General features: G+C 69.0%; 21 protein-coding genes and 1 pseudogene. 6 read left to right on the forward strand and 16 right to left on the reverse strand.

The features are described from left to right. Positions 1 to 64: 64 nt before the first annotated feature. From topA to bldG, 8 genes are all read right to left on the reverse strand, one after another. Positions 65 to 2,896 (reverse strand): type I DNA topoisomerase, encoded by a 2,832-nt coding sequence (topA, locus tag DN051_RS18400; RefSeq protein ID WP_112439099.1) that lies wholly within the window; start codon positions 2,894 to 2,896, stop codon positions 65 to 67. 245 nt (positions 2,897 to 3,141) lie between these two features. Next, the gene (locus DN051_RS18405) at positions 3,142 to 3,339 is read right to left on the reverse strand and encodes a hypothetical protein (RefSeq protein ID WP_112439100.1); all 198 of its coding nucleotides are present in this window, start codon (positions 3,337 to 3,339) and stop codon (positions 3,142 to 3,144) included. A gap of 155 nt (positions 3,340 to 3,494) precedes the next feature. Beyond that, the gene (locus tag DN051_RS18410) at positions 3,495 to 5,816 is read right to left on the reverse strand and encodes a serine/threonine-protein kinase (protein ID WP_112439101.1); all 2,322 of its coding nucleotides are present in this window, start codon (positions 5,814 to 5,816) and stop codon (positions 3,495 to 3,497) included. A 254-nt stretch (positions 5,817 to 6,070) separates the two neighbouring features. Next, positions 6,071 to 7,612: a DUF7059 domain-containing protein gene (locus DN051_RS18415; RefSeq protein ID WP_234388612.1), complete on the reverse strand. Its 1,542-nt coding sequence runs from the start codon at positions 7,610 to 7,612 to the stop codon at positions 6,071 to 6,073. Between the two features lie 65 nt (positions 7,613 to 7,677). Next, positions 7,678 to 8,268, reverse strand: coding sequence for a hypothetical protein (locus DN051_RS18420; RefSeq protein ID WP_053756510.1), 591 nt, complete (start codon positions 8,266 to 8,268; stop codon positions 7,678 to 7,680). 193 nt (positions 8,269 to 8,461) lie between these two features. Beyond that, a complete protein-coding gene (locus tag DN051_RS18425; RefSeq protein ID WP_053756511.1) occupies positions 8,462 to 10,867 on the reverse strand; it encodes a sodium-translocating pyrophosphatase in 2,406 nt (801 codons plus the stop codon). 315 nt (positions 10,868 to 11,182) lie between these two features. Then, positions 11,183 to 11,623: an ATP-binding protein gene (locus tag DN051_RS18430; RefSeq protein ID WP_053756512.1), complete on the reverse strand. Its 441-nt coding sequence runs from the start codon at positions 11,621 to 11,623 to the stop codon at positions 11,183 to 11,185. Positions 11,624 to 11,728: 105 nt separating this feature from the next. Further along, complete coding sequence (gene bldG / locus DN051_RS18435) at positions 11,729 to 12,070, reverse strand: anti-sigma factor antagonist BldG (protein ID WP_053756513.1); 342 nt, start codon at positions 12,068 to 12,070, stop codon at positions 11,729 to 11,731. Between the two features lie 81 nt (positions 12,071 to 12,151). On the opposite strand from bldG, the gene DN051_RS18440 reads away from it, so the two are divergent. Next, a complete protein-coding gene (locus DN051_RS18440; RefSeq protein ID WP_162624951.1) occupies positions 12,152 to 14,647 on the forward strand; it encodes a DEAD/DEAH box helicase in 2,496 nt (831 codons plus the stop codon). Here the strand turns inward: DN051_RS18440 and DN051_RS18445 are convergent. The 6 genes and pseudogenes from DN051_RS18445 to DN051_RS18470 all read right to left on the reverse strand — a co-directional run. After that, positions 14,571 to 15,005: an Rv3654c family TadE-like protein gene (locus DN051_RS18445; RefSeq protein WP_112439103.1), complete on the reverse strand. Its 435-nt coding sequence runs from the start codon at positions 15,003 to 15,005 to the stop codon at positions 14,571 to 14,573. The genes DN051_RS18440 and DN051_RS18445 overlap by 77 nt on opposite strands. Continuing rightward, positions 15,002 to 15,367, reverse strand: coding sequence for a TadE family type IV pilus minor pilin (locus tag DN051_RS18450; protein ID WP_053756515.1), 366 nt, complete (start codon positions 15,365 to 15,367; stop codon positions 15,002 to 15,004). Before DN051_RS18450 ends, DN051_RS18445 begins: the two co-directional genes overlap by 4 nt. After that, positions 15,354 to 15,608, reverse strand: a complete 255-nt coding sequence (locus DN051_RS18455) for a DUF4244 domain-containing protein (protein ID WP_053756516.1) — start codon at positions 15,606 to 15,608, stop codon at positions 15,354 to 15,356. The genes DN051_RS18450 and DN051_RS18455 overlap by 14 nt, the downstream gene beginning before the upstream one ends. Before the next feature lie 71 nt (positions 15,609 to 15,679). Further along, a complete protein-coding gene (locus tag DN051_RS18460; RefSeq protein ID WP_053756517.1) occupies positions 15,680 to 16,468 on the reverse strand; it encodes a type II secretion system F family protein in 789 nt (262 codons plus the stop codon). Beyond that, entirely contained in the window at positions 16,465 to 17,361 is an 897-nt protein-coding gene (locus tag DN051_RS18465) for a type II secretion system F family protein (RefSeq protein WP_425471784.1), read from the reverse strand. The genes DN051_RS18460 and DN051_RS18465 overlap by 4 nt, the downstream gene beginning before the upstream one ends. A gap of 210 nt (positions 17,362 to 17,571) precedes the next feature. Continuing rightward, positions 17,572 to 17,955 (reverse strand): annotated as a pseudogene (locus tag DN051_RS18470) (TadA family conjugal transfer-associated ATPase); the annotation flags it as partial. A gap of 35 nt (positions 17,956 to 17,990) precedes the next feature. Between DN051_RS18470 and DN051_RS18475 the strand changes: the two are divergent. From DN051_RS18475 to DN051_RS45820, 5 genes are all read left to right on the forward strand, one after another. Next, entirely contained in the window at positions 17,991 to 19,553 is a 1,563-nt protein-coding gene (locus DN051_RS18475) for a recombinase family protein (protein ID WP_112439104.1), read from the forward strand. A gap of 846 nt (positions 19,554 to 20,399) precedes the next feature. Next, positions 20,400 to 22,040 (forward strand): DNA primase family protein, encoded by a 1,641-nt coding sequence (locus DN051_RS18480; protein ID WP_112439105.1) that lies wholly within the window; start codon positions 20,400 to 20,402, stop codon positions 22,038 to 22,040. Positions 22,041 to 22,355: 315 nt separating this feature from the next. After that, positions 22,356 to 23,084, forward strand: coding sequence for a hypothetical protein (locus DN051_RS18485; RefSeq protein ID WP_162624952.1), 729 nt, complete (start codon positions 22,356 to 22,358; stop codon positions 23,082 to 23,084). 819 nt (positions 23,085 to 23,903) lie between these two features. Further along, entirely contained in the window at positions 23,904 to 24,257 is a 354-nt protein-coding gene (locus DN051_RS45095) for a hypothetical protein (protein WP_162624953.1), read from the forward strand. Positions 24,258 to 24,494: 237 nt separating this feature from the next. After that, entirely contained in the window at positions 24,495 to 25,052 is a 558-nt protein-coding gene (locus DN051_RS45820) for a hypothetical protein (RefSeq protein ID WP_199314950.1), read from the forward strand. A gap of 78 nt (positions 25,053 to 25,130) precedes the next feature. Here the strand turns inward: DN051_RS45820 and DN051_RS18500 are convergent, their stop codons facing one another. Both DN051_RS18500 and DN051_RS18505 read right to left on the reverse strand, forming a co-directional pair. Then, on the reverse strand, positions 25,131 to 25,376 hold the full coding sequence (locus DN051_RS18500; protein WP_112439107.1) for a hypothetical protein: 246 nt from the start codon (positions 25,374 to 25,376) through the stop codon (positions 25,131 to 25,133). Further along, entirely contained in the window at positions 25,373 to 25,714 is a 342-nt protein-coding gene (locus DN051_RS18505) for a hypothetical protein (RefSeq protein WP_199314951.1), read from the reverse strand. Before DN051_RS18505 ends, DN051_RS18500 begins: the two co-directional genes overlap by 4 nt. Positions 25,715 to 25,810: the final 96 nt, after the last annotated feature.

Here is a 25,810-nt window from a genome sequence, read left to right on the forward strand (position 1 = left end):
GGGGGGCCCTGCCGGAAAGCCCGTCGCCCGCTGAGGGCGCGGGCCCGCCGAGGGCCCGCCCCGGTCAGTCCTCCGGCGTCGCCCTCGCGGCCGTCGCCTTCTTCGCGGTGGTCTTCTTCGCCGTCGTCGTCTTCTTCGCCGCCGTCTTGGCCGCCGTCTTCTTCGCGGCCGTCTTCTTTGCAGCCGTGGCCTTCTTCGCGGGGGCCTTCTTCGCCGGGGCCTTCTTCGCCGTCTTCTTGGCGGGCCCCTTCGCGCGCTTCTCGGCGAGCAGCTCGAAGCCGCGCTCCGGGGTGATCGTCTCGACACTGTCGCCGGAGCGCAGGGTCGCGTTCGTCTCACCGTCGGTGACATACGGCCCGAACCGGCCGTCCTTGACCACGACCGGCTTGGCGCTGACCGGGTCCTCGCCCAGCTCCTTCAGCGGCGGCTTGGCGGCGGCGCGGCCACGCTGCTTCGGCTGCGCGTAGATCGCGTGCGCCTCCTCCAGCGTGATCGTGAACAGCTGGTCCTCGGTCTGGAGCGACCGCGAGTCCGTGCCCTTCTTCAGGTACGGCCCGTAGCGCCCGTTCTGCGCGGTGATCTCCACGCCCTCGGCGTCCGTGCCGACGACCCGCGGCAGCGACATCAGCCTGAGCGCGTCCTCCAGGGTCACCGTGTCCAGCGACATCGTCTTGAACAGCGAGGCGGTGCGCGGCTTGACGGCGTTCTTGCCGGTCTTCGGCGTGCCCTCGGGCAGCACCTCGGTGACGTACGGACCGTAGCGGCCGTCCTTGGCGACGATCGCGTGGCCGGACTGCGGGTCCGTGCCCAGTTCGAAGTCGCCGCTCGGCTTGGCGAGCAGTTCCTCGGCGAGCTCGACCGTCAGCTCGTCCGGGGCGAGGTCGGTGGGGATGTCGGCGCGCTGGTGCTGCTCGGTGTCCTTCTCGCCGCGCTCGATGTACGGGCCGTAGCGTCCGACGCGCAGCACGATGTCGCTGCCCACCGGGAAGGACGACACCTCGCGCGCGTCGATCGCGCCCAGGTCGGTCACCAGCTCCTTGAGGCCACCGAGGTGGTCCCCGTCGCCGTTGCCGGCCTCGGCCGCGCCGCCGTTGCCCGTGCCCTCACCGAAGTAGAAACGCTTCAGCCACGGCACGGCCTTCGCCTCACCGCGCGCGATGCGGTCGAGGTCGTCCTCCATCTTGGCGGTGAAGTCGTAGTCGACGAGCCGCCCGAAGTGCTTCTCCAGGAGGTTGACCACGGCGAAGGAGAGGAACGACGGGACGAGCGCCGTGCCCTTCTTGAACACGTAGCCGCGGTCGAGGATCGTGCCGATGATCGACGCGTACGTCGACGGGCGGCCGATCTCGCGCTCCTCCAGCTCCTTGACCAGCGACGCCTCGGTGTAGCGGGCCGGGGGCTTGGTGGAGTGACCGTCGACCGTGATCTCCTCGGCGGTCAGCGGGTCGCCCTCGTTGACCTGCGGCAGCCGGCGCTCGCGGTCGTCCAGCTCGGCGTTCGGGTCGTCGGCGCCTTCGACGTACGCCTTCAGGAAGCCGTGGAAGGTGATCGTCTTGCCGGACGCGCTGAACTCGACGTCCCGTCCGTCGGCCGCGGTGCCGCCGATCTTCACGGTGACGGAGTTGCCCGTCGCGTCCTTCATCTGGGAGGCGACGGTCCGCTTCCAGATCAGCTCGTACAGCTTGAACTGGTCGCCGGTCAGACCCGTCTCCGCCGGGGTGCGGAAACGATCACCCGAGGGGCGGATCGCCTCGTGCGCCTCCTGCGCGTTCTTGACCTTTCCGGCGTACGTCCGCGGCTGCGGCGGCAGATAGTTGGCGCCGTACAGCTGCGTGACCTGGGCGCGGGCGGCGGAGATCGCCGTCTCGCTCAGCGTCGTGGAGTCCGTACGCATGTACGTGATGTAGCCGTTCTCGTACAGCTTCTGCGCGATCTGCATCGTGGCCTTCGCGCCGAAGCCGAGCTTGCGGCTGGCTTCCTGCTGCAGCGTCGTCGTACGGAACGGGGCGTACGGCGAGCGGCGGTACGGCTTGGACTCGACGGACCGGACGGCGAACCGCGTGTTCTCCAGCGCGGCGGCCAGCGCGCGGGCGTTCGCCTCGTCGAGGTGGAGGGTGTTCGCGCCCTTGAGCTGCCCCAGGGAGTCGAAGTCGCGGCCCTGCGCGACACGCCTGCCGTCGACGGTCTGGAGACGGGCGACCAGCGACGACGGGTCCGACGAGTCGCCGGGGCGACCGGTCGAGAAGGTGCCCGTCAGATCCCAGTACTCGGCCGAGCGGAACGCGATGCGCTCGCGTTCCCGCTCCACCACGAGACGGGTCGCCACCGACTGGACACGGCCGGCCGACAGCCGCGGCATGACCTTCTTCCAGAGCACCGGCGAGACCTCGTAGCCGTACAGGCGGTCGAGGATGCGGCGGGTCTCCTGGGCGTCGACCAGCTTCTGGTTGAGCTGGCGCGGGTTGGCCACGGCCTCCCGGATCGCGTCCTTGGTGATCTCGTGGAACACCATGCGCTTGACCGGGATCTTCGGCTTGAGGACTTCCTGGAGGTGCCAGGCGATGGCCTCGCCCTCGCGGTCCTCGTCCGTCGCGAGGAAGAGCTCGTCGGAGTCCTTCAGCAGGTCCCTGAGCTTCTTGACCTGCGCCTTCTTGTCCGCGTTGATCACATAGATCGGCTGGAAGTCGTGCTCGACGTCGACGCCGAGACGCCGGACCTCACCGGTGTACTTCTCCGGCACCTCCGCGGCGCCGTTGGGTAGGTCGCGGATGTGCCCGACGCTCGCTTCGACGACGTAGCCGGGGCCGAGGTAGCCCTTGATCGTCTTCGCCTTGGCAGGCGACTCGACGATGACGAGTCGGCGGCCGCCCTGTGCGGTCTCGCTGGTCGGGGACAACTTCGCTCTTCTCTCCGGTCGACGCTGGGGCCTCCCCAGGCCTTGTTCCCGGGGTCGGGTCATGGTGACGCTGCGGAGTGTGACGGTACATCCCGCCCCCGTGTCAAACGGGTAAAGCCCGCAACGGCCACTCGAACGGTAACCCGACTACCGCCATTCCTGCCGCCCGGAGTGTCCACGGACCGGATCGGGTTGATCCGGAGCGTGACCTCTCAATTACCTGGGGAGACACCCCACGTGTCGTCTCAGAGGCGGGTGAAGCACCATGCGCCGAGGGCCAGGGCGATCACCGCGAGGACGGTCGCGACGGTCGCCGATGCGACGGGACTCACACCGTGGGCGACGGGCTCACGACGGTGCACCCGTGTCGCCGTCCACACCAGCAGTCCCCCTCCGAACAGGGCGAACACCACTCCCGTGAAGATCGCCGGTCCGCTCTCCATGGCTCCCCGTGCCCCTTTTCTCCCGTTCGCGAGTGTGCAGTAACCGGGAGGTTGACACGCGCGGGCTGCGTCCAGGCGAACCTGACGTGAACGCGGGACCGACAGAGCAGTGCATCCGGTTCCGGCCGACCCCGGGGAACTCTTTTCGGCCGGTCTCAGACCTGGCCGGGCGTCGGTATCTTTCCTGTCGTCTTTTTGTCGTCGACCCGGCTCACGGTGCACACGACCTCCTTGAATCCGAGGTCCCAGTCCTCCTCGTCGGCCACCCACCCGTAGACGGTCCGCTCCGCGCCGGGCGCCCAGGTGGACTCGAACCGGTTCTCGCACAGCTTGGTCGCGTTGTCGCTGCCCTTGTCGTAGGTCATGCTCGCCGGGGCCCGGACCGTCCCGATGACCTGCTCCGTGTGCGGCTTGGCGCAGTCGGTGAGCGGCGCCTTGTAGCCGTCCTCGACTTCTTCGTAGGTCCAGCAGTCGCCGATGCTCATCTGACCGACCCACAGGTCCGTGCCGGTGTCGCGGAACCGGCCCACCTCGCCGCCTATCGCGGCATGGCGGCCCAGTACGAGACACGCCGTGCCGCCGCCCGCCGCGGAGAAGCCCCGCCGGGTCGGCAGCACGGCGTAGGAGCCGGCGTCCGGCAGCGCGTCGACCACCGCGCGGCTCTGTTCCGCGCACCGCCGCGCGCCGTTCGCGTGCGCGTCCGCGTGGTCGGTGGCCGTCTCGACGCTCAGGACCTGGCCGTCCGGCCAGTCCTCGGCGCAGTCGACGACACCGAGGTTCGGCGGTGACTTGAACGGCGTCCCCGTCCAGACCGCCTGCACGCAGTCCCCGGCCGCCAGCGCTTCGGTCAGGCCGACCGCGTCGCCGTACGGCAGCGCGGGTCCGGTCGGCGACGGCGACGCCTGCGCGCCGGACGACGGGGAGCTGCCCGCGGCGTCGCCCCGGTCGTCGTCCCCGCCGCTCAGCGAGACGGCCGCCCAGGTGCCGCCGGCGATCACGAGGACGGCGGCGACGACGAGTGCGACGAGCGCCCGGCGTTTCCGGTCGCCTCCGGGTGCCGGCGACGGTGCCCCGCCACCGGTGCCGGGACCGCCTCCTCCCCAGGGCCGGCCGGGAATGCCACCGGCATACGTCGGGGTGCCGCCGCCCGCCGCGTACGACGGCGGTGTCCCGCTTCCGGCGTAGGGCGACTGCGCATCGTTCGCGGCGTACGCCGACTGCGCGTAGGGGTTGTGCGGTGCGGGCGGTGGCCAGGCGCCGTACGCCTGACCACCGGGTGCGGCCGGTCCGCCGCCCGCCCCGGGTGTGTCCGGTCCCTCACCGGCGGAAGCGCCCACCTGGGTGTGCGGCGCGTCCGGCGTCCGGGGCCACCCCGGCGTCCGCGGGTTTCCGTGCCCGGGTGTCCGAGGGTGCTCCGACCCCGGCGTCTGCGGATTCCCGTGCCCCGGCGTGGGCGCGCCGGAGCCGGTGGGAACGCCGGTGAACGCTCCGGCGCCGGACCCGCCCGCCCCGGGCGGCGGCCCGAACCCACTCGGCGGCGGCCCGAACCCACCGGCCGGCCGGACCGCCCCGCCTTGCACGGCCGGTCCCGCGGGACCGGCCTCCGGCGTCCCCCGGGCCGCCCGCTCCAGACCGCGGGCGACCGGCTCCGGCGCGGACCGGCGCAACGGGTCCTTGACCAGCAACCCGTGCAGTACGGGCGCCAGTTCACCCGCGCGTACCGGTGGCGTCGGCTCCTCGCCGAGCAGGGCCGTCAGGGTCGCGAACTCGCCGTCCCGGTCGAAGGGCCCGCGGCCTTCGACGGCCGCGTACAGCGTGGCGCCCAGGGAGAACAGGTCGGCGGCCGGGGTGGGCGGCTCACCGCGCGCCCGCTCGGGTGCCAGGTAGCCCGGGGTGCCGAGGATGCCGGCGGTCGCGGTGATCCGGGGCTCGCGGGACCCGGGCTGGAGCGCGATGCCGTAGTCGGTGAGCAGCACGCGTGCGTACGGGTCGCCGGAGGCGTCGGCCGCCAGGAGGATGTTGGCCGGTTTCACATCCCTGTGCAGGATGCCGATGCGGTGCCCGGCGTTGAGCGCGTCCAGCACGGCGAGTCCGATCCGTGCCACCCGCGCGGGCGGCAGCGGGCCCGAGCCCCGGATCACCGCCTGGAGGTCGACCGAGTCGGGGACGTACTCCATGACGATCCACGGCAGCCCTTCGTGCACCACCACGTCGTGCACGGTCGCCACATGCGGATGGCCTCGCAGCCGTGCCGCGTGCCGGGCCTCGCTGCGGGCCCGCGCGATGCGCTGGGCGGGCTCGCCCGCGTCCATCGGCACATCCGGAAGCGCGATCTCCTTCATCGCGACTTCGCAGGCCAACTCCTCGTCGTACGCGAGCCAGACGCGGCCCATGCCGCCCGCGCCCAGTGTCCGCGACAACCGGTACCGGCCGTTGATGACCCGGCCCTCGCCCCGATCCGGCGTATCCCCCGCCATCACGCCTCCCCCGAGACAGCGCGCCTCCCCCGAGGACGCGTGGAGTCTGTCTCTCGAAGGTAGCTTCGCACGCCCCACTGACAGGAGACCTTTACCGGATCAATCCCACCAGAACAGCCCCAGCCGCCCCACCTGGCACTTACGCCTCAGACGCGGCGCACGCGCCGGCCCCGGACGCCGCCGCGCGCGGCACACGAGCCCCGTCGGCCGCGCCACGGCCCCGCAGTCGACCGCGGTACCGGTCCGGCCGGTCATCACCTCGCCGGCTCCAGGAACCCCTGTTCCACCAGCAACCGGATCTGCGCCGGCGTGCGGTCGCGCAGCAGCACCGGGTCCTCGCCGACCAGTTGGGCGATCGCGTCCAGGATCCGGCCCGCGGTCAGGGAGCCGTCGCACACCCCCGCGAAGCCCGCGCCCACGGTGTCCACCTTGGTGGCCCGGCGCATACCGCGGTTCTGACGCAGCACCACATGCTCCGGATCCTCGGCGCCCGGCAGCCCGACCTGCTCCTGGACGACCTCGGCGGCAAGCAGGAAGCGCTCCTCCAGCAGGGCCGCGTCGTCACGGGCGCGCAGGTAGTCGAGGCGCCGGAAGTGCTCGCGCACGGTCTCACCGAGCGGCTGTTCGACCGGATGCGGCCACTCCTCCACGGTGATCGAGGGCACGGCGGCCCCCGACTTGCGCAGGGTGATCCAGCCGAACCCCACGGCCTTCACCTTGCGCGCCTCGAACTCGTCCAGCCACGCGTCGTAGCGCGCCTCGTACTCGGCCACGTCGTCGCGGTGGTCGCCCGCGTCCCGCAGCCACAACTCCGCGTACTGGGTGACGTCCTGCACCTCGCGCTGCACGATCCAGGCGTCGCACCCGGCCGGCACCCACGACCGCAAGCGCTCCTGCCAGTCCTCGCCCTCCACGTGCTGCCAGTTGGCGAGGAACTGCGCGAAACCGCCGTCGTTCAGCCGCGGCCCGGACTGCTGGACGAGCGTGCGGCACAGGTCGTCCCCGCTCATTCCGCCGTCGCGGTACGTCAGCCGGGCGCCGGGAGAGATCACGAACGGCGGATTCGACACGATCAGGTCGTACGTCTCGTCGTCCCGCAGCGGCGCGAAGAGGGACCCCTCGCGCAGGTCCGCGGCGGGCGCGCCGGACAGTGCCAGCGTGAGCGCGGACATGTGCAGCGCGCGCGGATTGACGTCGGTCGCGGTCACGCGCGTGACGTGCTGGGCGGCGTGCAGCGCCTGAATGCCGGATCCGGTGCCCAGATCGAGGGCCGAGGCCACGGGCGTACGGACGGTGATGCCGGCGAGGGTGGTGGAGGCGCCGCCCACGCCCAGGACGACGCCTTCGTCGCGCCGCCCGATGCCCCCGGCGCCGCCGACCGCGCAACCGAGGTCGGAGACGATGAACCAGTCCTTGCCGTCCAGCCCTCCGTACGGCCGCACGTCCACCGTCGCGGCGACGTCGTCCCCGTCGCCGTTCGGCCCCACACGGACCAGCCAGCGGCTCTCCAGGCACTCCGCGACGGGCAGCACCCCCGCCACGCGCGCGTGCGGGACGGGCTGCTGGAGCAGGAACAGCCGGACGAGCATTTCCAGCGGCGTGTCGCCGCGCGTCGCCCGCAGCGCGGGCACGGTCTCACCGCGTGCCAGCGCCGCGTAGGCGGGGGCGCCGAGCAGGTCGAGCAGTCCGTCGGCGGTGAAGTCGGCCTCCCGCAGGGCGTCACGCAGCCGGGCGGCGACGTCGGGACGGTCGGCGGAGGGCAGGGCGAAGGCGCTGGCGTTGCTCACACCCCCCATTGTGACCGTGCCGGGGCGTCGCCGCGCACGGCCCACCGCGCGTTCCGGACGGCGCGGGGCGGACGTCAGCCCTGGGCCGCCGACGGAGAGGCGTTGACGTTCTGGCAGCTCTCCTGGCGGGACATGGCCTGTCCGACCTCGCCCTCCTCCAGCGTCTTGAGCGCGTCGTTGCCGCTCTGGCTGAGCTTGTCCAGCTCGGTGGCGATGCCCTTGAGCCCCTCGGCGAACTTGGCCTGGTCCTTGGTGTCGAGCTCGTCGACCTGCTTCTTCAGACCGGCGTAGGAGGACGAGATGCCGTTGAGCTCCTTGACCGCGTCCTGCTGCTTCTTCTCGCCGTTCTCGACGTCCGGCGGGCCGGCCTTGTCGACGGCGGCGCCGATCGCCTTGTAGGCGTCGGACATGTCCTGGAACGCCTGCGCGTCGGTCTTCTGGACCTCTGCCGGAGTGCTGCTGTCCGAGGTCTGCTTCTGGATCGCCGCGTTCGCCGCCTCGATCTTCTTCGCCTGCGGCTGCACCGCGTCGCAGACCTGCTTGGCCCAGCCGTCCAGCTTCTCGTTGCCGTCGTCGCTGCTGCATCCCGACAGCGCCAGTACCAGTACCGCACCGCCGGACAGTGCGGCCGCGAGCTTCTTGTTCACCGGATCGGTCCCTTCCATGGCCCTCGGCCCCGGAACATACACGCCAAGCGGGCGACAATCGCATGACAAGCGTCCGATATGATCCTTATTACAGCCATTCGCACCAGGAGAGAGAAGCCTCACGGAGAAATCGTGAACATGACGAGGCGGACGGGTGACGCGTCAATCCGCGCCCTCCGCCCGCCCCTTGACCGGATCTTCGCCCCGAGGCCTACGAAACCACCGCGGGGTCGGCCGACTTGGCGCTGTGGTCGGTCTCCTCGTCGTCTCCCATCGCGATACCGCGCCGCTTGGAGACGTACACCGCGCCGACGATCACGAGCAGCGAGAGCACCGCGACGGTGATCCGCACCGCGAGACTCGCGTCGTCGCCGTAGCTGAACTTGATGACCGCCGGCGCGATGAGCAGCGCCACCAGGTTCATCACCTTCAGCAGCGGGTTGATGGCGGGGCCCGCGGTGTCCTTGAACGGGTCGCCGACCGTGTCGCCGATCACCGTCGCGGCGTGCGCCTCGCTGCCCTTGCCGCCGTGGTGCCCGTCCTCGACGAGCTTCTTGGCGTTGTCCCAGGCGCCACCGGAGTTGGCAAGGAACACCGCCATCAGCGTGCCCGCCCCGATCGCGCCGGCCAGGTAGGCGCCGAGCGCGCCGACGCCGAGGGTGAAGCCGATGAAGATCGGCGCCATGACGGCGAGCAGACCCGGTGTGGCCAGCTCCCTGAGCGCGTCCCTCGTACAGATGTCGACGACTTTTCCGTACTCCGGCTTCTCGGTGTAGTCCATGATCCCGGGCCGCTCGCGGAACTGCCGCCGCACCTCGAAGACCACCGAACCCGCCGACCGCGACACGGCATTGATCGCGAGTCCGGAGAAGAGGAAGACGACCGCCGCGCCCGCGATGAGGCCGACGAGGTTGTTGGGCTGCGAGATGTCCATGGAGAGGGTCAGCGGCGCTCCCTCGCCGCTGAGTTTCTCGCCCACGTCGCGCACACCGGTGGTGATCGCGTCGCGGTACGACCCGAAGAGCGCCGCCGCCGCCAGGACGGCGGTGGCGATGGCGATGCCCTTGGTGATGGCCTTGGTGGTGTTGCCCACCGCGTCCAGGTTGGTGAGCACCTGCGCGCCCGCGCCCTCGACGTCGCCGGACATCTCGGCGATGCCCTGCGCGTTGTCCGAGACCGGGCCGAAGGTGTCCATGGCGACGATCACACCGACGGTGGTGAGCAGGCCGGTGCCGGCCAGCGCGACCGCGAACAGCGCCAGCATGATCGACGTACCGCCGAGCAGGAAGGCCCCGTAGACGCCGAGGCCGATCAACAGGGCGGTGTAGACGGCCGATTCGAGACCGACCGAGATACCGGCCAGGACGACCGTGGCGGGGCCGGTCAGCGAGGTCTTGCCGATGTCCCGCACCGGGCGCCGGTTGGTCTCGGTGAAGTAGCCGGTGAGCTGCTGGATCACGGCGGCGAGCAGGATTCCGATCGCCACCGCGACCAGGGCGAGGATCCTCGGGTCGCCGTCCTTGGCCAGGATGGCGGCGTCGGTGACCCCGTCGAGGTCGGCGTAGGACGACGGCAGGTAGACGTACACGGCGATCGCGACCAGGACGAGCGAGATCGCCGCGGAGATGAAGAACCCGCGGTTGATCGCGCTCATCCCGCTGCGGTCCGAGCGCCGCGGGGCGACCGCGAAGATGCCGATCATCGCGGTGATCACGCCGATCGCGGGGACGAGCAGCGGGAACGCGAGCCCGGCGTTGCCGAAGGCCGCCGTGCCCAGGATGAGTGCGGCCACCAGGGTGACGGCGTACGACTCGAAGAGGTCGGCCGCCATGCCCGCGCAGTCGCCGACGTTGTCGCCCACGTTGTCGGCGATGGTCGCGGCATTGCGCGGATCGTCCTCCGGAATGCCCTGTTCGACCTTTCCGACCAGGTCGGCGCCGACGTCGGCGGCCTTCGTGAAGATGCCGCCTCCGACACGCATGAACATCGCGATGAGCGCGGCGCCGAGACCGAAGCCCTCCAGGACCTTCGGCGCGTCGGCCGTGTACACCAGCACCACACACGAGGCGCCGAGCAGGCCCAGCCCCACCGTGAACATGCCGACGACACCGCCCGTACGGAAAGCGATCTTCATGGCTTTGTGCGACACGAGAGTGAGATCTTTTTCCGGCTCACCCTCCGCCGGAGTCGCTTCCCGGGCCGCCGCGGCGACCCGCACGTTGCTGCGCACGGCGAGCCACATGCCGATATAGCCGGTGGCCGCCGAGAACGCCGCGCCGATCAAGAAGAACACCGATCGTCCGGCGCGCTGATTCCAGTCGTCCGCGGGCAGAAGCAGGAGCAGGAAGAAAACGATCACGGCGAATATGCCGAGAGTGCGCAGCTGCCGGGCCAGATAGGCGTTCGCGCCTTCCTGGACCGCCGCAGCGATCTCCTTCATGCTGTCGGTGCCCTCGCCCGCCGCGAGCACCTGGCGCAGCAGCACGCCGGCGACCACGAGGGCCGCCAGCGCGACGACCGCGATGATCATCACCATGACCTGGTTGCCGTCGGTCAGCACTGCGGCTGCGAAGGTTGTGGAGTGGTCCAACCGATGAGGGGTAGAAAGCCCCGCCATTCGTCCTCCTTGACGCTTGGGCTGAGCTCAAGATGTGGACGGATTGTAGGGAGCCGGACCTGATCAAAACAGGGCGCGGCAAACGGAATTCGGCTTCACATGCTCTGGAGCAAATGATCGCAGCAGACCGCCGAACCCGAAAGTGGTAATGCCCCAGATGTATGAGAGGCATGATCAATACAGGTCTTCTTGATCAAAGATCTCGGACCCCATTGATCGTGAATTCCTTCACGAATTTCGCCGCCCCGGCGGCAAAAACACCCGGGGGCCCTGCTGAGCAGGGCCCCCGGGTGTGCGGCTGTTGGGTTGAGTGGGTCAGGGAAGCACCACGGCCGGCGGCGGAGTGGTCGGCCAGGTCATGCGGATCAGCCCGCCGTGCTCCCCGGCGGTGACCTCCACGTCGTCGACGAGCCCGCTGATGACCGCGAGGCCCATCTCGTCCTCCTCGGTCTCCGCGTCCGGATCGTCGGCGGCGTCGCCGGCTCTCCGGCTCCCCGGAACCGCGTGCGGGGCCTCGTCGCCGACCTCGATGGAGAACTGCTTCTCCTCCTCGATCAGCGCCACCTTCACCGGCGCCGTGATCCCGACGCTCTGGTGGAGCCCCACGGCACGTGAGCAGGCTTCACCGACAGCGAGCCTGACCTCGTCGAGGACGGCCTCGTCCACCCCGGCCCTGCGCGCCACCGCCGCCGCCACCAGTCGGGCGGTCCTGACGTGTTCGGGCAGCGCACTGAAGCGGAGTTCGACGGTGGCCATGCATCCCCCTCGGAGCTACGGGCGTGCTGTCAGGGGGCCGGGCCGCCGAAAGCCCAGCCCCCCACTGCAGATCTTCCGTCCGGGCCGAGGCCCGGACGGCGGTGATCAGTCGGTGGCCGCCACCGCTTCCTCGACCGAGGTGTGAATGGGGAACACCTTGGTCAGGCCGGTGATACGGAAGATCTTGAGAATGCGCTCCTGGTTGCAGACCAGGCGCAGGGAGCCCTCATGGGCTCGCACTCGCTTCAGGCCGCCGACCAGCACGCCGAGCCCGGTGGAGTCGAGGAAGTCCACGCCCTCCATGTCGACGACGAGGTGGAAATTGCCGTCGTTCACCAGCTCGACCAGCTGCTCGCGCAGCTTGGGCGCGGTATATACGTCGATTTCGCCACCGACCCTGACGATCGTGCGATCGCCGATGGTCTCGGTCGACAAGGACAGGTCCACGGATCCTCCAGCACCTTGCTATCGAGCGGTCGCCCCTCGGGACATCTCGGCTACGGCCCCCGGGACGGTTCGCCAGCCGCGATGGCATTCAATCACTTACCGGCAGGCGTGCACGACGCCTTGGCCCCATTGTCCGTCACGCCGGTGACACACTCGGTGCCGATGGCCAAGAATCACCGATCCGATCGAATCCCGACGGACACCGCATCCCGCCCCGCGCCGGGCACGGTCCTGGACCGGCTGGCCTCGGGGCCGAGCCGGTCTTCGCGCATCACTCATACGGAGCACTTGCCCCCGCGGGCGGGTCGCCATGCCGTCTGGCCGGACCGGATCCGACCCGAGGTCATCGCCGCTGTCCAGGCGGCGGGCATCGAGCACCCCTGGGCCCACCAGGCGCAAGCGGCCGAACACGCCCTGGACGGCGAATCGGTCGTCGTCGCCACCGGCACCGCCTCCGGGAAGTCCCTGGCGTACCTCGTACCGGTCCTCTCGACACTCCTGGACGGCTCCGAAGCCCCGAACGGCCGCGGCGCCACCGCCCTCTACCTGGCGCCCACGAAGGCGCTCGCGGCGGATCAGTGCCGGGCCGTGAAGGAACTTTCACATCCGCTCGGCCAGGCCGTGCGACCGGCCGTGTACGACGGCGACACCCCCTTCGAGGAACGCGAGTGGATCCGCCAGTACGCCGGATACGTCCTCACCAATCCCGACATGCTGCACCGGGGCATATTGCCCTCCCACCCCCGCTGGGCCTCCTTCCTGAAGTCCCTGAAGTACGTCGTGATCGACGAGTGCCACACCTATCGCGGCGTCTTCGGCTCGCACGTCGCACAGGTACTGCGCCGGCTGCGCCGGCTGTGCGCGCGCTACGGCGCGTCGCCGGTCTTCCTGCTGGCCTCCGCGACCGCCGCCGAGCCCGCCGTCGCCGCCCGGCGGCTCACCGGAGTGCCGGTCGTGGAGGTCGCCGACGACGCCTCCCCGCGCGGCGAGCTGGTGTTCGCCCTCTGGGAGCCGCCGCTGACCGAGATGCAGGGCGAGAAGGGCGCCCCGGTCCGCCGTACGGCCACCGCCGAGACGGCCGACCTGCTCACCGACCTCACCGTCCAGGGGGTGCGCTCGGTGGCCTTCGTGCGCTCCCGGCGCGGCGCCGAGCTGATCTCGGTGATCGCCCAGGAACGGCTCGCGGAGGTCGACCGCTCGCTGGCCCGGCGCGTGGCCGCCTACCGCGGCGGCTACCTGCCCGAAGAGCGCCGCGCCCTCGAGCGCGCCCTGCACTCCGGCGAGCTGCTCGGTCTCGCCGCGACCACCGCCCTCGAACTCGGCGTGGATGTCTCCGGCCTCGACGCGGTGCTCATCGCCGGATACCCGGGCACCCGCGCGTCCCTGTGGCAGCAGGCCGGCCGGGCCGGCCGCTCCGGCCAGGGCGCGCTGGCCGTCCTGATCGCCCGCGACGATCCGCTGGACACGTTCCTCGTCCACCATCCGGAGGCCCTGTTCGACCAACCGGTGGAATCCACGGTCCTCGACCCGGACAACCCGTACGTCCTGGCCCCCCATCTGTGCGCGGCCGCCGCCGAGCTTCCCCTCGTCGAGGAGGACCTGGAGCTGTTCGGGCCGGCCAGCGCGGACCTGCTGCCCCAGCTGGAGGCGGCGAAGCTCCTGCGGCGCCGGACGAAGGCCTGGCACTGGACCCGCCGCGAGCGGGCCGCCGACCTGGCCGACATCCGCGGCGAGGGCGGGCAACCGGTCCAGATCGTCGAGGAGGGGACCGGCCGGCTGCTGGGCACCGTGGACGCCGGCGCCGCGCACACGACCGTGCACGAGGGCGCGGTGCACCTGCACCAGGGCCGCACCTATCTGGTGCGCTCCCTCGACCTGGACGACTCGGTCGCCCTGGTGGAGGAGGCGAACCCGCCGTACTCCACGGTCGCCCGCGACACGACGTCGATCTCCGTGCTGGAGACGGACGTCGAGATCCCCTGGGGCGACGGCCGGCTCTGCTACGGCTCCGTCGAGGTGACCAACCAGGTCGTCTCCTTCCTCCGCCGCCGCCTGATCACCGGCGAGGTACTGGGCGAGACCAAACTCGACCTTCCGCCGCGTACGCTCCGCACGCGCGCGGTGTGGTGGACAGTCACCGAGGACCAGCTCGACGAGGCCCGCATCAACCCGGAGATCCTCGGCGGCGCCCTGCACGCCGCCGAGCACGCCTCCATCGGCATGCTGCCCCTCTTCGCGACCTGCGACCGCTGGGACATCGGCGGCGTGTCGGTGCCGCTGCACCCGGACACACTGCTGCCGACGGTCTTCGTGTACGACGGCCATCCGGGTGGCGCCGGCTTCGCGGAGCGCGCCTTCCACACCGCCCGCGACTGGCTCACCGCCACCCGGGAGGCCATCGCCTCCTGCGAGTGCGACGCCGGCTGCCCGTCCTGCATCCAGTCCCCCAAGTGCGGCAACGGCAACGATCCGCTGCACAAGCGGGGCGCCATACGGCTGCTCACGGTGCTGCTGCGCGGGGCGCCGGAGGAGAAGCCGACCGGAGCGGAGGGGGAGCCGACGGAGCTGGAGGCGTAGGGGCGCCGGACGCAGGCTCGGGCCCGGGTGGCCCCGCCCGTGCCCTGACCTCCGCCGTGAACGGCCCCCGTCCGGCCGCCGCCGTCACGTCCGACACCTCGCCCACGACCACGCACCTCACGAGCCGTGTGCGCTGCTCACGCGCCACCCGTTCGGCGCGGGCGCAGGCCGCCGCGGATCCCCGCGGCCAGTGGTCCGCCGCGGCGAGAGCGGCGAGGTCCGCGCCGCCGGCCGCGCGGTGCCGGGTCACGACCGCGTGTCCCAGCGCGAGGACGGCGCCGAAGACCACACACAGGACGGTGATCACCCCTACGCTCCACACGGACGCGGACCCGCGGTCTCCGTCACCGCGCCTCATCCGTTCGCCCCCGCCGTCCCCTCGGTGAGCGCGACGGCCTCCTCCCGCAGTTCGTAGGCCAGTCCGGCGAGGGCCGGCGCCTCGGCCACCACCACGACCCGGACCCGGCCGTCCTCCCGGCTGACCGTGACCCTCGCCCCCGGCGGAGCGGCTTCGCGGGCGACGTCGACCACCGCGTCGGGCGGGTCCTGGCGGGCCGCCGCCCGGGCACCCGTCCGGGCCGCGTCCACGCACTGGATCTGCGCGGCCACCACGAGCAGTCCCCACACCAGCCCCATCGCGAGCATCACCAGCACCGGCAGCACCACGGCCGTCTCCGCCGTCACGAAGCCCCGGTCCGCGCGCCGTTCACATCCGCGCATTGAGGGCCTCCTGCACGATCCGCTGGAGTTCGGCGCCGACCTGCCCGCCCGTCACGACCTTGTACAGGAGCACCGCGAAGGCGACCGCCGCCACGATTCCCACGGCGTATTCCGAGGTGACCATTCCGGCCTCCTTGCGCCTTCCGCGCAGCCCGCACAGACGAGCGCGCACGCCTGCCCGAACGGACTTGTCCGCCCCGCCGGCCTCGCTCAGCCTGTTGAAGTTGTTCGCCTTGTTCATCCCAACCCCCGTGAGGTTCCGTCTCGCTGATCAGTCGTCGTCCGCCGTGTGTCCCGCTCCCGCGCAGCGCCTCATCCCTCACCTCCCAGCACTCCGCCGGCCAGCCCGATGACCACGGGCAGTACGCCGATCGCGACGAACGAGGGGAGGAAGCACAGGCCCACCGGCGCGGTGACCATGACGGCCGCCCGCCGGGCGCGGGCCGTCGCGGCGCGCGACCACTCGGCGCGGGCGTCCGCCGCGATCCGCGCGGCCGGTCCCGCCGCGGGGAGCCCGGAGTCGCCGGCCCTCGCGAGCAGCCGCGCCAGACGCTCGGCACCCGGTGTGGCGGCCAGCCCCCGCCAGGCTTCGGCGGGTTCACCGCCGAGCCGTACCTCCGCCGCACCCCGGGCGAGCGCCGCGCCCACGGGCCCGCCCAGTGCCTCGCCCACGGCCCGCGCCGCGGCCACCGGGCCGGCGCCCGCCGCGATGCAGGCCGCCAGCAGGTCGGCGGCGAGCGGTAGTTGCCGGGCGGCCGCCAGGGCCTCGGCGTCGGACTCCCCGCCCCCGTCCGGAACGGGACGGTGCCGGCGCCACCACCACAGCCCGACCGCGCCCAGCAGCCCCACGACGACACCCTCGCCCCCACCGACCAGGACCCAGCCGGCGCCCACCACACCGGCCGTCGGCCACCACCGCCGCAGGACACCCGGCACCTCGAAGCGGGGGCCGGTCGCCGGCACCTCCAGGGCGAGCAGTCCGGCCAACCGACGCCGTACCCGGCGTTCACGCCGCACCGCCTCCATCCGGCGCGCCGACCACCACAGGAGCAGCACCGCCCCCAGCGCCACCCCCAGCCTGTGGACAACTTCCGCACTCATGTGGATTCCGCTCCCTTCACGATCCGCCGCGCCCACCACAGCCCGGCGCCCTCCAGCACGCCGCCGATCAGCAGGCAACCGAGTCCCGCACCGGTGTGCAGCAGGACGTGCAGCGGATCGGCCCCCAGCGCGGCGCCGAGGAGGAGCCCGAGGCCCGGCAGCGCGGCGAGCATCACCGCCGTCGAGCGAGTTCCCGCCAACTGGGCACGAAGTTCGGCACGTTGGTCCCGTTCGGCGCGCAGAGCGCCTTCCAGCCGGTCGATCCCGGCGGCCAGGCCCGCGCCCCGGTCGACGGCGACCCGCCAGCACGCCGCGAGGCCCAGCAGCCCGTCGGCTCCCGGCTGCCGCGCCGCGACCGCCAGCGCCCCCGGCACGTCCCCGCCGAATCTCGCCGCCGCCAGCACGGCCGCCCGCCCATCGCCCAGACCTCCGGTGTCGCGCGCGGCCCTCAGCAGGGCCTGCCCCGGCTGCCGTCCCGCCCGTACCTCCCCGGCGAGAGCCCCGCACAGCGCGATGACCTCGTCCGTCCGGCGCTCCCGGGCCCGCCGCGTCTCACCGGCCAGCTGCACCCGCCGCAGCAGAGGCACAGCGGCCGCCCCCGCGACGACCGGCAGCACCGAAGAACCGAGCACGGCGAGCACCGCCCCGACAGCCATCGCCCACCATTCGGCCCGCGGCCGCCCGCGCACCCGCCGCAGACCGCCGGCCGGTCGCGGCCACCGGGGAGGCCCGCTGTGCGCGCTGTGCCCGCTGTCCAGCGCTGCCCCGCCGGCCAGCAAGAGCCGCGCCCGCCGCGCCCCGGAGCGCCGATCGCCCATCAACCAGGCCGCCACCCCGGCACACACCACGGCCGCACCCATGGCAGCCCCGCCCATGCCCTCCGTCACACCCATGCCACCCGGCACACCCACGTCAACCGTCCCTCCCACGCCACCCAGCACACTCACGTCACCCGCCCCGCCGACCCTGCTGATCCCCTCGCCCTCACGCGTCCCTCCGGCCCCACCACCGACTCCACTCGTCCCTCCGACCCCACCCGTCACGCCCGCCACGCCCACCCCGCTCGCCCATCCCCCATGCCACCGGCCACGTCCATGTCCACGTCACGCGTCCCTCCGGCCCCCCTGGTCCCGCCCCTGCCACCCGCCACGCCCACTGCGCTCGTCCACCGGACCCCGCTCACCCGCCCCGTCGAGCAACTCGCTCAGTCGGGTCCACCCGCGCTCCCGTACGAACGCGTGCTCGCCCCACCGCAGCGCCGGTACCGTCCTGACCAGTCCGGACGAGTCCCGCTCCAGCACATGGACCTCGGCGATCCGCCGACGCCCCGTCCGGTCGCGGGCCAGATGCAGTACGACCGACAAGGCGGCCGCCAACTGGCTGTGCAGGGCGGCGCGGTCGAGCCCCGCGGCCGTGCCGAGCGCTTCGAGGCGGGCCGGCACATCGGCCGCCGCGTTGGCGTGGACGGTCCCGCAGCCGCCCGAGTGCAACACTTAGCAGTACATGCCTGGAGGGACACGCGATGAAGCGCCCAACCGTCGTCATCTACGACCGACTCAGCCGTCTTTTCGCAGATGAAGCCACTGATCACCGCGTAGACGAGTGCCGCCGCTACGCCGAACAGCGCGGGTGGGATGTGGTCCACGTGGCCACTGACCACAACGTCAGCGGCGCCGCCAAGCTGGAGGACCGTCCCGGCATGCGGGAGGTCCTGTCGTGGCTCCCCCGCTGTGACTATGTGCTGGCCGCTAAGCTCGACCGATTCGCCCGCAGCTCCCTGGAGTTTTACCGGCTGCTCGATGCCGCCAAGGCTATGCGAGCGGCAATCGTCACCGCCGACAATCTCGTGTCACCGGAGAACGCGGGATTGATTATCGGGGTTCTTGCTGCATTTGCCGAACACGAACGAAAAATGATCACGGACCGAATCACAGCCAGCAAAGAGCACCACCGCAAGCAAGGCAACCACCTTGGTGGACTGGCACCGTACGGATACAGCGTCAGCGGGCCCGTCAACGCCAAGCGCTGGGTTATCGACGAACCTGCGGCCGTGATCCTGCGCGAGTGTGCAGACAGACTCATCAACCACGGTGCCTCTTTGGTCGGACTGGCACGTGAACTCAACGAACGGGAAATCTTGCCGCCCGCCGATCACGCACGCCAGCGAGACGGAAGGGAGTTGCGTGGCCAGCAATGGCACACAACCACGCTCCGTGATGCGTTGTACACATACGCCGTGCGCGGTTGGCTGGTGCAGGCAACGCCAGGCAAGAAGCGCGGAGCACTGACCAATACGCCGGTGCGTGACGGTGAGGGCAACCCCGTGTCGGCTGGGGCACCGATTCTCGACGACGAGACCCATGCCGCCGTCCGTGCTGTCATCGACGGGAATTCCAAGGGTCGGGGTACTGAGCGCAGCGGTAAGGCGCTACTCCTGCACGTGGCCACCTGCGGTGAATGCTCCGGCCCGATGTACAAGCAACGGCGCGCCGTTAACGGCAAGGACTACTCCCCGTACGTGTGCCGGAACGGTGTTGGCAAGCAAGGAACTCACGCCCCGAATGTGGTCACCGGTCGATATGTCGAAGAAATGGTCAGCGCCGACTATTTGAAGCGATTCGGCGGAATGACGCTAATGCGCTGGGTCGAGCCAGACGGCAGTGCCGTTCTTCAACTCGCTGATGTGACGGCCCAATTGAACACGATGATGTCGAGCCTGTCTCACTTCGCCGACGGTAGCCGTGTCCACCTCATGGCCCTGAAGCAGATCGCCGCGCTTCAGGAACGCGAGAACGAATTGCGTGCAGCCGCCGAACAGGCCGTGGGCCGCTGGGAATCGATGGGCGAGACAATCGCCGACGAGTGGGCACGCCGGGACGATGAAGGCCGTAGAGCGCTGCTGAAAGACCTGGGCGCCCGCGTGGTGATCCACCCCGCTACACCTGGTGCTGCCCGCCGGTTTGATCCTGAGCGGGTGGCCGTCGACTTCAGCGGACCTGCCTGGTGGAGGGACGCTCATCCGGAAGACGCAGCGCACGACGCAATCGCCCTTGAAGAGGAACTGTGGGAACAAGCAGCACGCTGACGCAGACAAACGCAAGCGCGTAACGGATCGCCCTGTACGGCGCTGTGAGGGCCGGTGACGCCTGGCAGTGATAGGGCGGCTGGAAGCCTTGCAGGCGGCGCTACGGCGCGCTGAGCACCCCCCTAGCCCTGTCTGGCCCTGACGGCCGGACAGGGCTTTCCCATGCCCGCTAGCGCGTCGGCAGCAGCTCCCACATCTTCAGATGCCCGATGTGCGTTTCAGTTGACAGTATCTATATGGGGCGGCAAACAGCACCTCACACACTTCCCCTGGCGATGGGACATGGCATCAAACCTCGGTCACACCGACCGGGGTTTTTTTGCGGCCTTTCGCCATATGGAAATAGCTCAACACGAAGGGAGTAAACGTGAATGAGACAACCCAGCGCATACGCCAACTCGGTGCCAGGCGTACGCGGCTAAAGAGTGAGCTTGACGCCACCAATAAGGAACTCCGCGACCTCATGCCCGCTGCAAACGCCCTGCTGTCATTGGAAGCCATCCGGCAGCACACGGGCGTATCCATAGCGACTATCCGGCACTGGCTCCACTACAACCGCTGAGCACCAAGTCCCACGAAAAAGGAAACAGGCATGAGCCACCAAATCCCGGATGTTCCCGCGCGACTGGTTAGTCCAGCGAGCAAGGACGAACACTGGACCTTCCGTATCAAGTGCCCGTACTGCAACCGCACACACATTCACGGCGCTGGGCCCAGTGCTGCTGACGCGCACACGCAGTACGGCACCCGTGTCGCCCACTGCATTGACGTCTGGCGCAATGGCCGATTGGTGTTCGCGAAGCCTGAGACTACGCAGACGTACAACCTGGTCCCGGCGGTGCAGCGGTGAGCGAACTACGCGACCTGGGCGAGTTCTTCCTAAGCGATGACGGGAAACTGTTCTACCCCACGGAATCCGTCGCTGAAGCGCTGCCCGAGACTGAAAGGCCTGAACCTAGTGAAGGCTTCCGAGATAGCGACCTTTCCGAAATCCACCTGGGCGAGCGCATAGCGCGTGAGTACCTGAACGGCGAGTTCATCGCCTGGGGCCGTAGTGCGTGGTCCCGATGGGATGGCCGGCGCTGGGCACGCTGCTCTGACTCCGCCGTATTCGACGCTGTGAGGCGCGCCGTACTGCGCCTGTACGTCAGCGAGGTGGCGCGGGTAAACGAGCGGCACACGGCCGATATCACGTCCGCTGCCACACTGGAGGCAACCGACGCTGAAAAGGGAAGAGCGGCGCGGGAGGCCGCCGACAAGGCACGTGCACAGCGTATGAAGGAACTCAACGCCCTGCGCTTTGCTGGCAAGGTGGCGAGCCTTCAGCGAGTTGCGCGCGGTGTGCTGGAGCGGGACCAATCCGAATTCGACGCGCACCCTGATCTGCTGAACGTCGGTAACGGCGTGGTGAATCTCCGTACTGGTGAACTCGGCCCGCATGACCCAAGGCTGTTGTTCACCAAGGTGACTGAAGTCAACTACGTACCAGGCGCCACACACCCCGACTGGGAATCCGCTCTTACCGCGCTACCCGTAGAGGTGGCCGACTGGATGCAGATTCGCTTTGGGCAGGCAGCAACCGGACACGCCACTCAGGATGACGTAGTGCCCTTCCTGCGGGGTGGTGGCGCCAATGGCAAGTCCACCATGCTTGACGGAGTCACCCGCGCCCTGGGCGACTTCAGCGTGATGGTCCCGGACAAGGTGCTACTGGCTTCGCCCAGCGACCACCCAACGGAAATGATGACGATGAAGGGTGCGCGCTTCGCGTACATCGAGGAATTGCCCGAGGGTGATTACCTGAATGCCCAGCGACTCAAAAAGGCAGCGGGTACAGACACCATGACAGCCCGATACATCGGCCAGGACAATGTCACTTGGGACGCCACGCATTCGCTGTTCGTGACCACCAACTACGAAGTTCAGGTAGACGCCGTTGACTACGGAACATGGCGCCGCCTAGCGCTGGTGATGTTCCCGTACACGTTCGATGGCAGCGACCCTGAGCACCCAAGGGACCCAACGCTGCGGAAGCGGATTCTAGACGGAAACGACGGACAGCATGAGGCTGTTCTGTCCTGGCTCGTAGACGGCGCAATTGCCTGGTATGACAGCGGAGCAATAATCCCGCCTGCGCCCGACAGCGTGAAGGCAGACACCACCAAGTGGCGGTACGACGCCAACCATGCTGCGCGATTCCTGGATGAGCGATACGAACTTGATCCGGAAACGGCCGTGCGATCCGCTGACATCTACGCTGACTTTACCCAGTGGGCCGAACAGCGCGGTATCCGCAAGTGGGGCGAGAAGCTGTTTTGGACGCGCGCCCGACAGCACGAATGGTTCTTGACCGGAGAGGTTGAGAAGCCAGACAGCAGCGTGCGAACGAGCGGATGGGACGTGTGCGCTCTGGGGGGCGTACCCGCAGCGCATCAGGTGAAGACCCGAGAAAGACTTGTAACGGGCATTCGCCCAACGGCGGGATAGGTCGAAACTACATGGCGTTCGCGTGTCCCGGGGGGTTGAGGTCGCTCTAAGGATTTTTTTTCAATCCCTATAGGAACGGCCTAGTTAACCCGGGACACGCGAACGCCTTGCCCTGCCCGCTGACCTGCTGAAACCCCTCGGCCCGCCGCGCCATCCTGCCTGGTCAACGCGCTGGACCTGCTTGAGCGCCAGATAACGCGTGCAAGCGCCTACACCTAACCAAAGATTCCTGGGAACCATTCCCAGGGTTAACGCGGGGAGCCAAGCCCCGCAGAATGGAGACAGATAATGTCTACTATCCGCCCCGAGGACCTTATGGCCGAGGCGAACAACCTGAGCCCGGTCATTGCTGTGGCACTGCGCGCCGCCGAGGAGAACTCCAAGGGCATTGACTCCGATGGCGCCATTTCTGTGGCCACCAAGCTGACCACTGCTGCTCGTGATGCTCAGCGCACGCTCGCCGACGTTAGCAAATTCCCGGCAGGTCGCCGCGCTGAGGCTGACGAAATCCTCGCTAAGGCTGAGCGCAGCTTCAACGACTGGCGGCAGAACATTGAGACGCATGAGCTTGTGTTTCTCGCTGAGCTGCACACTTCGATTTTCAAGGCGCCGACGGGCACTGATGGGCTGATTGCTCGCCTGGATGCAGAGCAGGTTCTCCGTCGACGTGACATGTCGCTGCACGACGTTTTCCGAATGCTCGTTCGCGCCGGTGGTCAGGTGGCGCAGCTCGCCGTTTCTCCGTGGCTGGAGCTGGTCGCCTCTGGGCGCCCCAACTCCGACGCTAAGACGCTGCGAGTGATCGCTGAGACCGAGTTTCTTCAGAATGCGGCCGACACGGGCAACGAAACGGCGCGCAAGCTCCTGGATGCCCCCGCCAAGTACGCCAAGGTTCGCAGTTCGATGGACAAGATTGCATCTGAGTGCCTCGGCGTGAACCGCTCTGCTTTCGCTGAGCGTGCCCTTTCATGGGGGAGTGAGGCGCCGCAAAAGGATGCAGAGATTAGGGCGCTCAAGGCGCAGCTTCGGACGCTGAAGAAGTAGGCAACCGCCTGTAGTTGACTGGGGTCCCGGTGCACTGCGCTGGGACCCCTTTCAGTGAGAAGGGATCATGACCATGCGCCTGCGTGTCGGTGCTGCCCGTCGGCTCATATTTCAGGGCGTCACGTACTACGAGGGTGAGGAATTCGACGTGCCCGCCGAGAGTTCGGCTCAGTGGTTGCGCAGCGGCTTGGTGGTGCCTGCCGATGGAGTCTGGCCCGAGGATGTCTTTACGCCCGTTAGAAACGCACCAGCGCCCCCGCCGCGTGAGCCTGCAACGCCCGACGCACACCCCGAATGCGACCCTGGCCCAAAGCCTGAGGGCGCGCGCAGCATGCAGCGCTGTCCCGTGGAAAGCTGCCTCTGTTTCACGTGGCATGGAAAGTGCCGTGCCCATGCCCGCAGCAATAGCAAGGGTCAGCGGTACGCCTCGGGCCACGATGCCAGTGCAGCTCTGCGCCGTCGCTGGGAAAGCGTGAGACGCGCCTATATCCGCGAACACCCATACTGCGAATGCCCCGAGTGCACTGCCATTCCTGAGCCGCTTAGACCTGCGGCCAGCGAGGTAGACCACCAGGATGGCCTAGGCCTACTCGGCCCGCGTGCATTCGACTGGGATAACTTGCAGTCGCTGACTAAGGTCCATCATTCGCGGAAGACAGCGGGCGAATCATTCGGGCGCTAACGCTGATTGCACACTGAGTCACCCCCCCCACCCCCTATACCCCTCGACCCCTTGGAGCCCACGACGCCTCGGAGGGCTCTGGGGTGTGCGAGCACTCAAAGTGACTTTTTTAGACCTGAAATCACGGAGGGTCAGCCATGACCGATACGGCAGGATCACTATTCGTAACCAAAATGACGGAAGCCTATGAATTCGACCCGCACGAACACGCGCTTCTCGTTTCCGCCGCTTCCACTCTGGATGAGATCGAGGCAATGGAACTGGCACTAGCAGCATCCGGACCTGTCGTTAAGGGCTCCACTGGGCAGGACCGCGTCAATCCGCTCATTCCCGCGCTGGCGAATCATCGGCTCACACTGCTGCGAATTCTCCGCCAACTGGGCATTGAGGACGGGCCTGCGGTACAGCCGACGGCGGATCAGCGAGCGGCCAGTGCTAAGGCCAGTCATGCCGCCCGTATTCGCTGGGAAGGCGTAGCCCATGGCGCGTAGGAAGGTAGCCAAATCGGCCAACGATCCCACCAAAGATCGAGAAAAGGCGCGCGTTGCTGACCTTAATCGCCGATTGGAACTGGTCCGGTCGGGCCGGCCGTTCACTGACGCCGAATACTACGAGGGTGGGCATTTGTTTGCCCGTGACAGCGAGTAGCGCGACCACATACCAATTCCTATGGGTGCCCTGAAAACGGCGGAGCCGGGCGCCTTACGCATTCTCTGATGGAGTGTCAGGTGTCCTGGAAGAACAAAGACCTACTTGGCGCGCTCGCCCTACTCGCTGCGCTCATCGCCACTGCATCCGCCGAATACCAGCTAGCGCGTGCAGTTGGATTCGGCGAGTTCACAGCGGGATGCGTGCCTGCGGCCCTAGATGTGTACGCACTCAAAGCCTTTAGCGCCCGGCGCGACGTACCCGCTGTGGTGGTTGCGCTGATTGCGACGAATGCATTGGCGCACCTGGTGAGTTCGGGCCTGTTGCCGGTGGGTGTTCCGCTGGTCGTTGCAGTCAGCGCGATAGCGCCCCTGGTCCTCTGGCGCGTGAAGGCGCTGGGCGGCCCGCTGACACCTCAGCAGCCTGCGCCGGTAGCCGTAGAGCCTGAGTGCGCTGCACACCCCACAGAGCGCCGCACGGAGCTTCCAGCCCCTGAGGCGGATGCCGACCCGCTCATTGCAGCCGCGCGCCAGATGCAGCGGGATGCGGGCAAGGTGCCGACGCTGCGCGCACTTCAGTCAGAGCTACGGATCGGCCAATCACGTGCCCAACGCATCCGTGCTGCACTCGCGCCCTGAGCCTGCCTGGTGGCATAAGAGAACCCCCAACCTGACTGTTCATCAGGTTGGGGGTTTCGTGCTTTGGCAGGGTGGCGCCTATGCCCTCATGTCCCGTAGCGCTGCGCCGATGCCCCGCGCTGATTCGCCGTACTGCCGTAGATCAGAGGTGGGGTTGTCCGCGACGTTCCGCGCAGCGACGCTGATCACCTCGCTGAGGGATTCATAGAGCGCCGGGACGAACACGGCCAACTCGGCATCGCTGGCCTTACCCGCTTCCAGAATTTCGCCCACAAGCGCCGCCAGCACCGTTGCCGCTTGCAGCGCCTCAACATCCCGCGTCATGGCCTGAGCGCCGCTTGCAGCGCTTCCCCCAGAGCGCGAGCCACCGGCCCCAGCTCTCGCACGTTCAAGGACAGCGGGGAGTAGTGCTTGGTCGCCACGTCGACCATCTCGGCCAGCGCGCTGTACAACTCCGGCACAAGGTCGCTGACGTCGTCGCCGTTCTCCATGGCTGCGCCTGTCACGGTCACCAGCGCGGCGGCTGCCTTGATGGCGTATCCGTCCGCCATGGCGTCCAGGGCGCTGCCCGGTTCGGTCACTGCGAACTGTCGCTTACCGGTCGTGGGGTCGATGCCGATCGGGCGGAGTCGGTCAGGACCGGTCTCGGTAGGGTTCTGCATAGCCGAGGTTTCCTCTCGGTCAGGCCCCAAGGTTGAGTTCGCCGCTCACCTTGGGGCCGCTTTGTTTCGTCGACCGAGACTAGCTGACTAGTGGAC

Origin of the sequence: Streptomyces cadmiisoli (assembly GCF_003261055.1) — a bacterium.
GTDB lineage: Bacteria > Actinomycetota > Actinomycetes > Streptomycetales > Streptomycetaceae > Streptomyces > Streptomyces cadmiisoli.

Bases quoted from the DNA above. Each gene is read 5' to 3' on its own strand.
- DN051_RS18405 (WP_112439100.1), bottom strand. From the start codon at position 3,339: ATGGAGAGCGGACCGGCGATCTTCACGGGAGTGGTGTTCGCCCTGTTC.
- DN051_RS18415 (WP_234388612.1), bottom strand. From the start codon at position 7,612: ATGGGGGGTGTGAGCAACGCCAGCGCCTTCGCCCTGCCCTCCGCCGAC.
- DN051_RS18440 (WP_162624951.1), top strand. From the start codon at position 12,152: ATGGCATTCAATCACTTACCGGCAGGCGTGCACGACGCCTTGGCCCCA.
- DN051_RS18430 (WP_053756512.1), bottom strand. From the start codon at position 11,623: ATGGCCACCGTCGAACTCCGCTTCAGTGCGCTGCCCGAACACGTCAGG.
- DN051_RS18465 (WP_425471784.1), bottom strand. From the start codon at position 17,361: ATGGGTGTGACGGAGGGCATGGGCGGGGCTGCCATGGGTGCGGCCGTG.
- DN051_RS18410 (WP_112439101.1), bottom strand. From the start codon at position 5,816: ATGGCGGGGGATACGCCGGATCGGGGCGAGGGCCGGGTCATCAACGGC.
- DN051_RS18450 (WP_053756515.1), bottom strand. From the start codon at position 15,367: ATGCGCGGATGTGAACGGCGCGCGGACCGGGGCTTCGTGACGGCGGAG.
- DN051_RS18425 (WP_053756511.1), bottom strand. From the start codon at position 10,867: ATGGCGGGGCTTTCTACCCCTCATCGGTTGGACCACTCCACAACCTTC.
- DN051_RS18455 (WP_053756516.1), bottom strand. From the start codon at position 15,608: ATGAACAAGGCGAACAACTTCAACAGGCTGAGCGAGGCCGGCGGGGCG.
- DN051_RS18485 (WP_162624952.1), top strand. From the start codon at position 22,356: ATGGCCGAGGCGAACAACCTGAGCCCGGTCATTGCTGTGGCACTGCGC.
- DN051_RS18445 (WP_112439103.1), bottom strand. From the start codon at position 15,005: ATGAGGCGCGGTGACGGAGACCGCGGGTCCGCGTCCGTGTGGAGCGTA.
- DN051_RS45095 (WP_162624953.1), top strand. From the start codon at position 23,904: ATGACCGATACGGCAGGATCACTATTCGTAACCAAAATGACGGAAGCC.
- DN051_RS18460 (WP_053756517.1), bottom strand. From the start codon at position 16,468: ATGAGTGCGGAAGTTGTCCACAGGCTGGGGGTGGCGCTGGGGGCGGTG.
- DN051_RS18475 (WP_112439104.1), top strand. From the start codon at position 17,991: ATGAAGCGCCCAACCGTCGTCATCTACGACCGACTCAGCCGTCTTTTC.
- DN051_RS18505 (WP_199314951.1), bottom strand. From the start codon at position 25,714: ATGCAGAACCCTACCGAGACCGGTCCTGACCGACTCCGCCCGATCGGC.
- DN051_RS18500 (WP_112439107.1), bottom strand. From the start codon at position 25,376: ATGACGCGGGATGTTGAGGCGCTGCAAGCGGCAACGGTGCTGGCGGCG.
- DN051_RS18420 (WP_053756510.1), bottom strand. From the start codon at position 8,268: ATGGAAGGGACCGATCCGGTGAACAAGAAGCTCGCGGCCGCACTGTCC.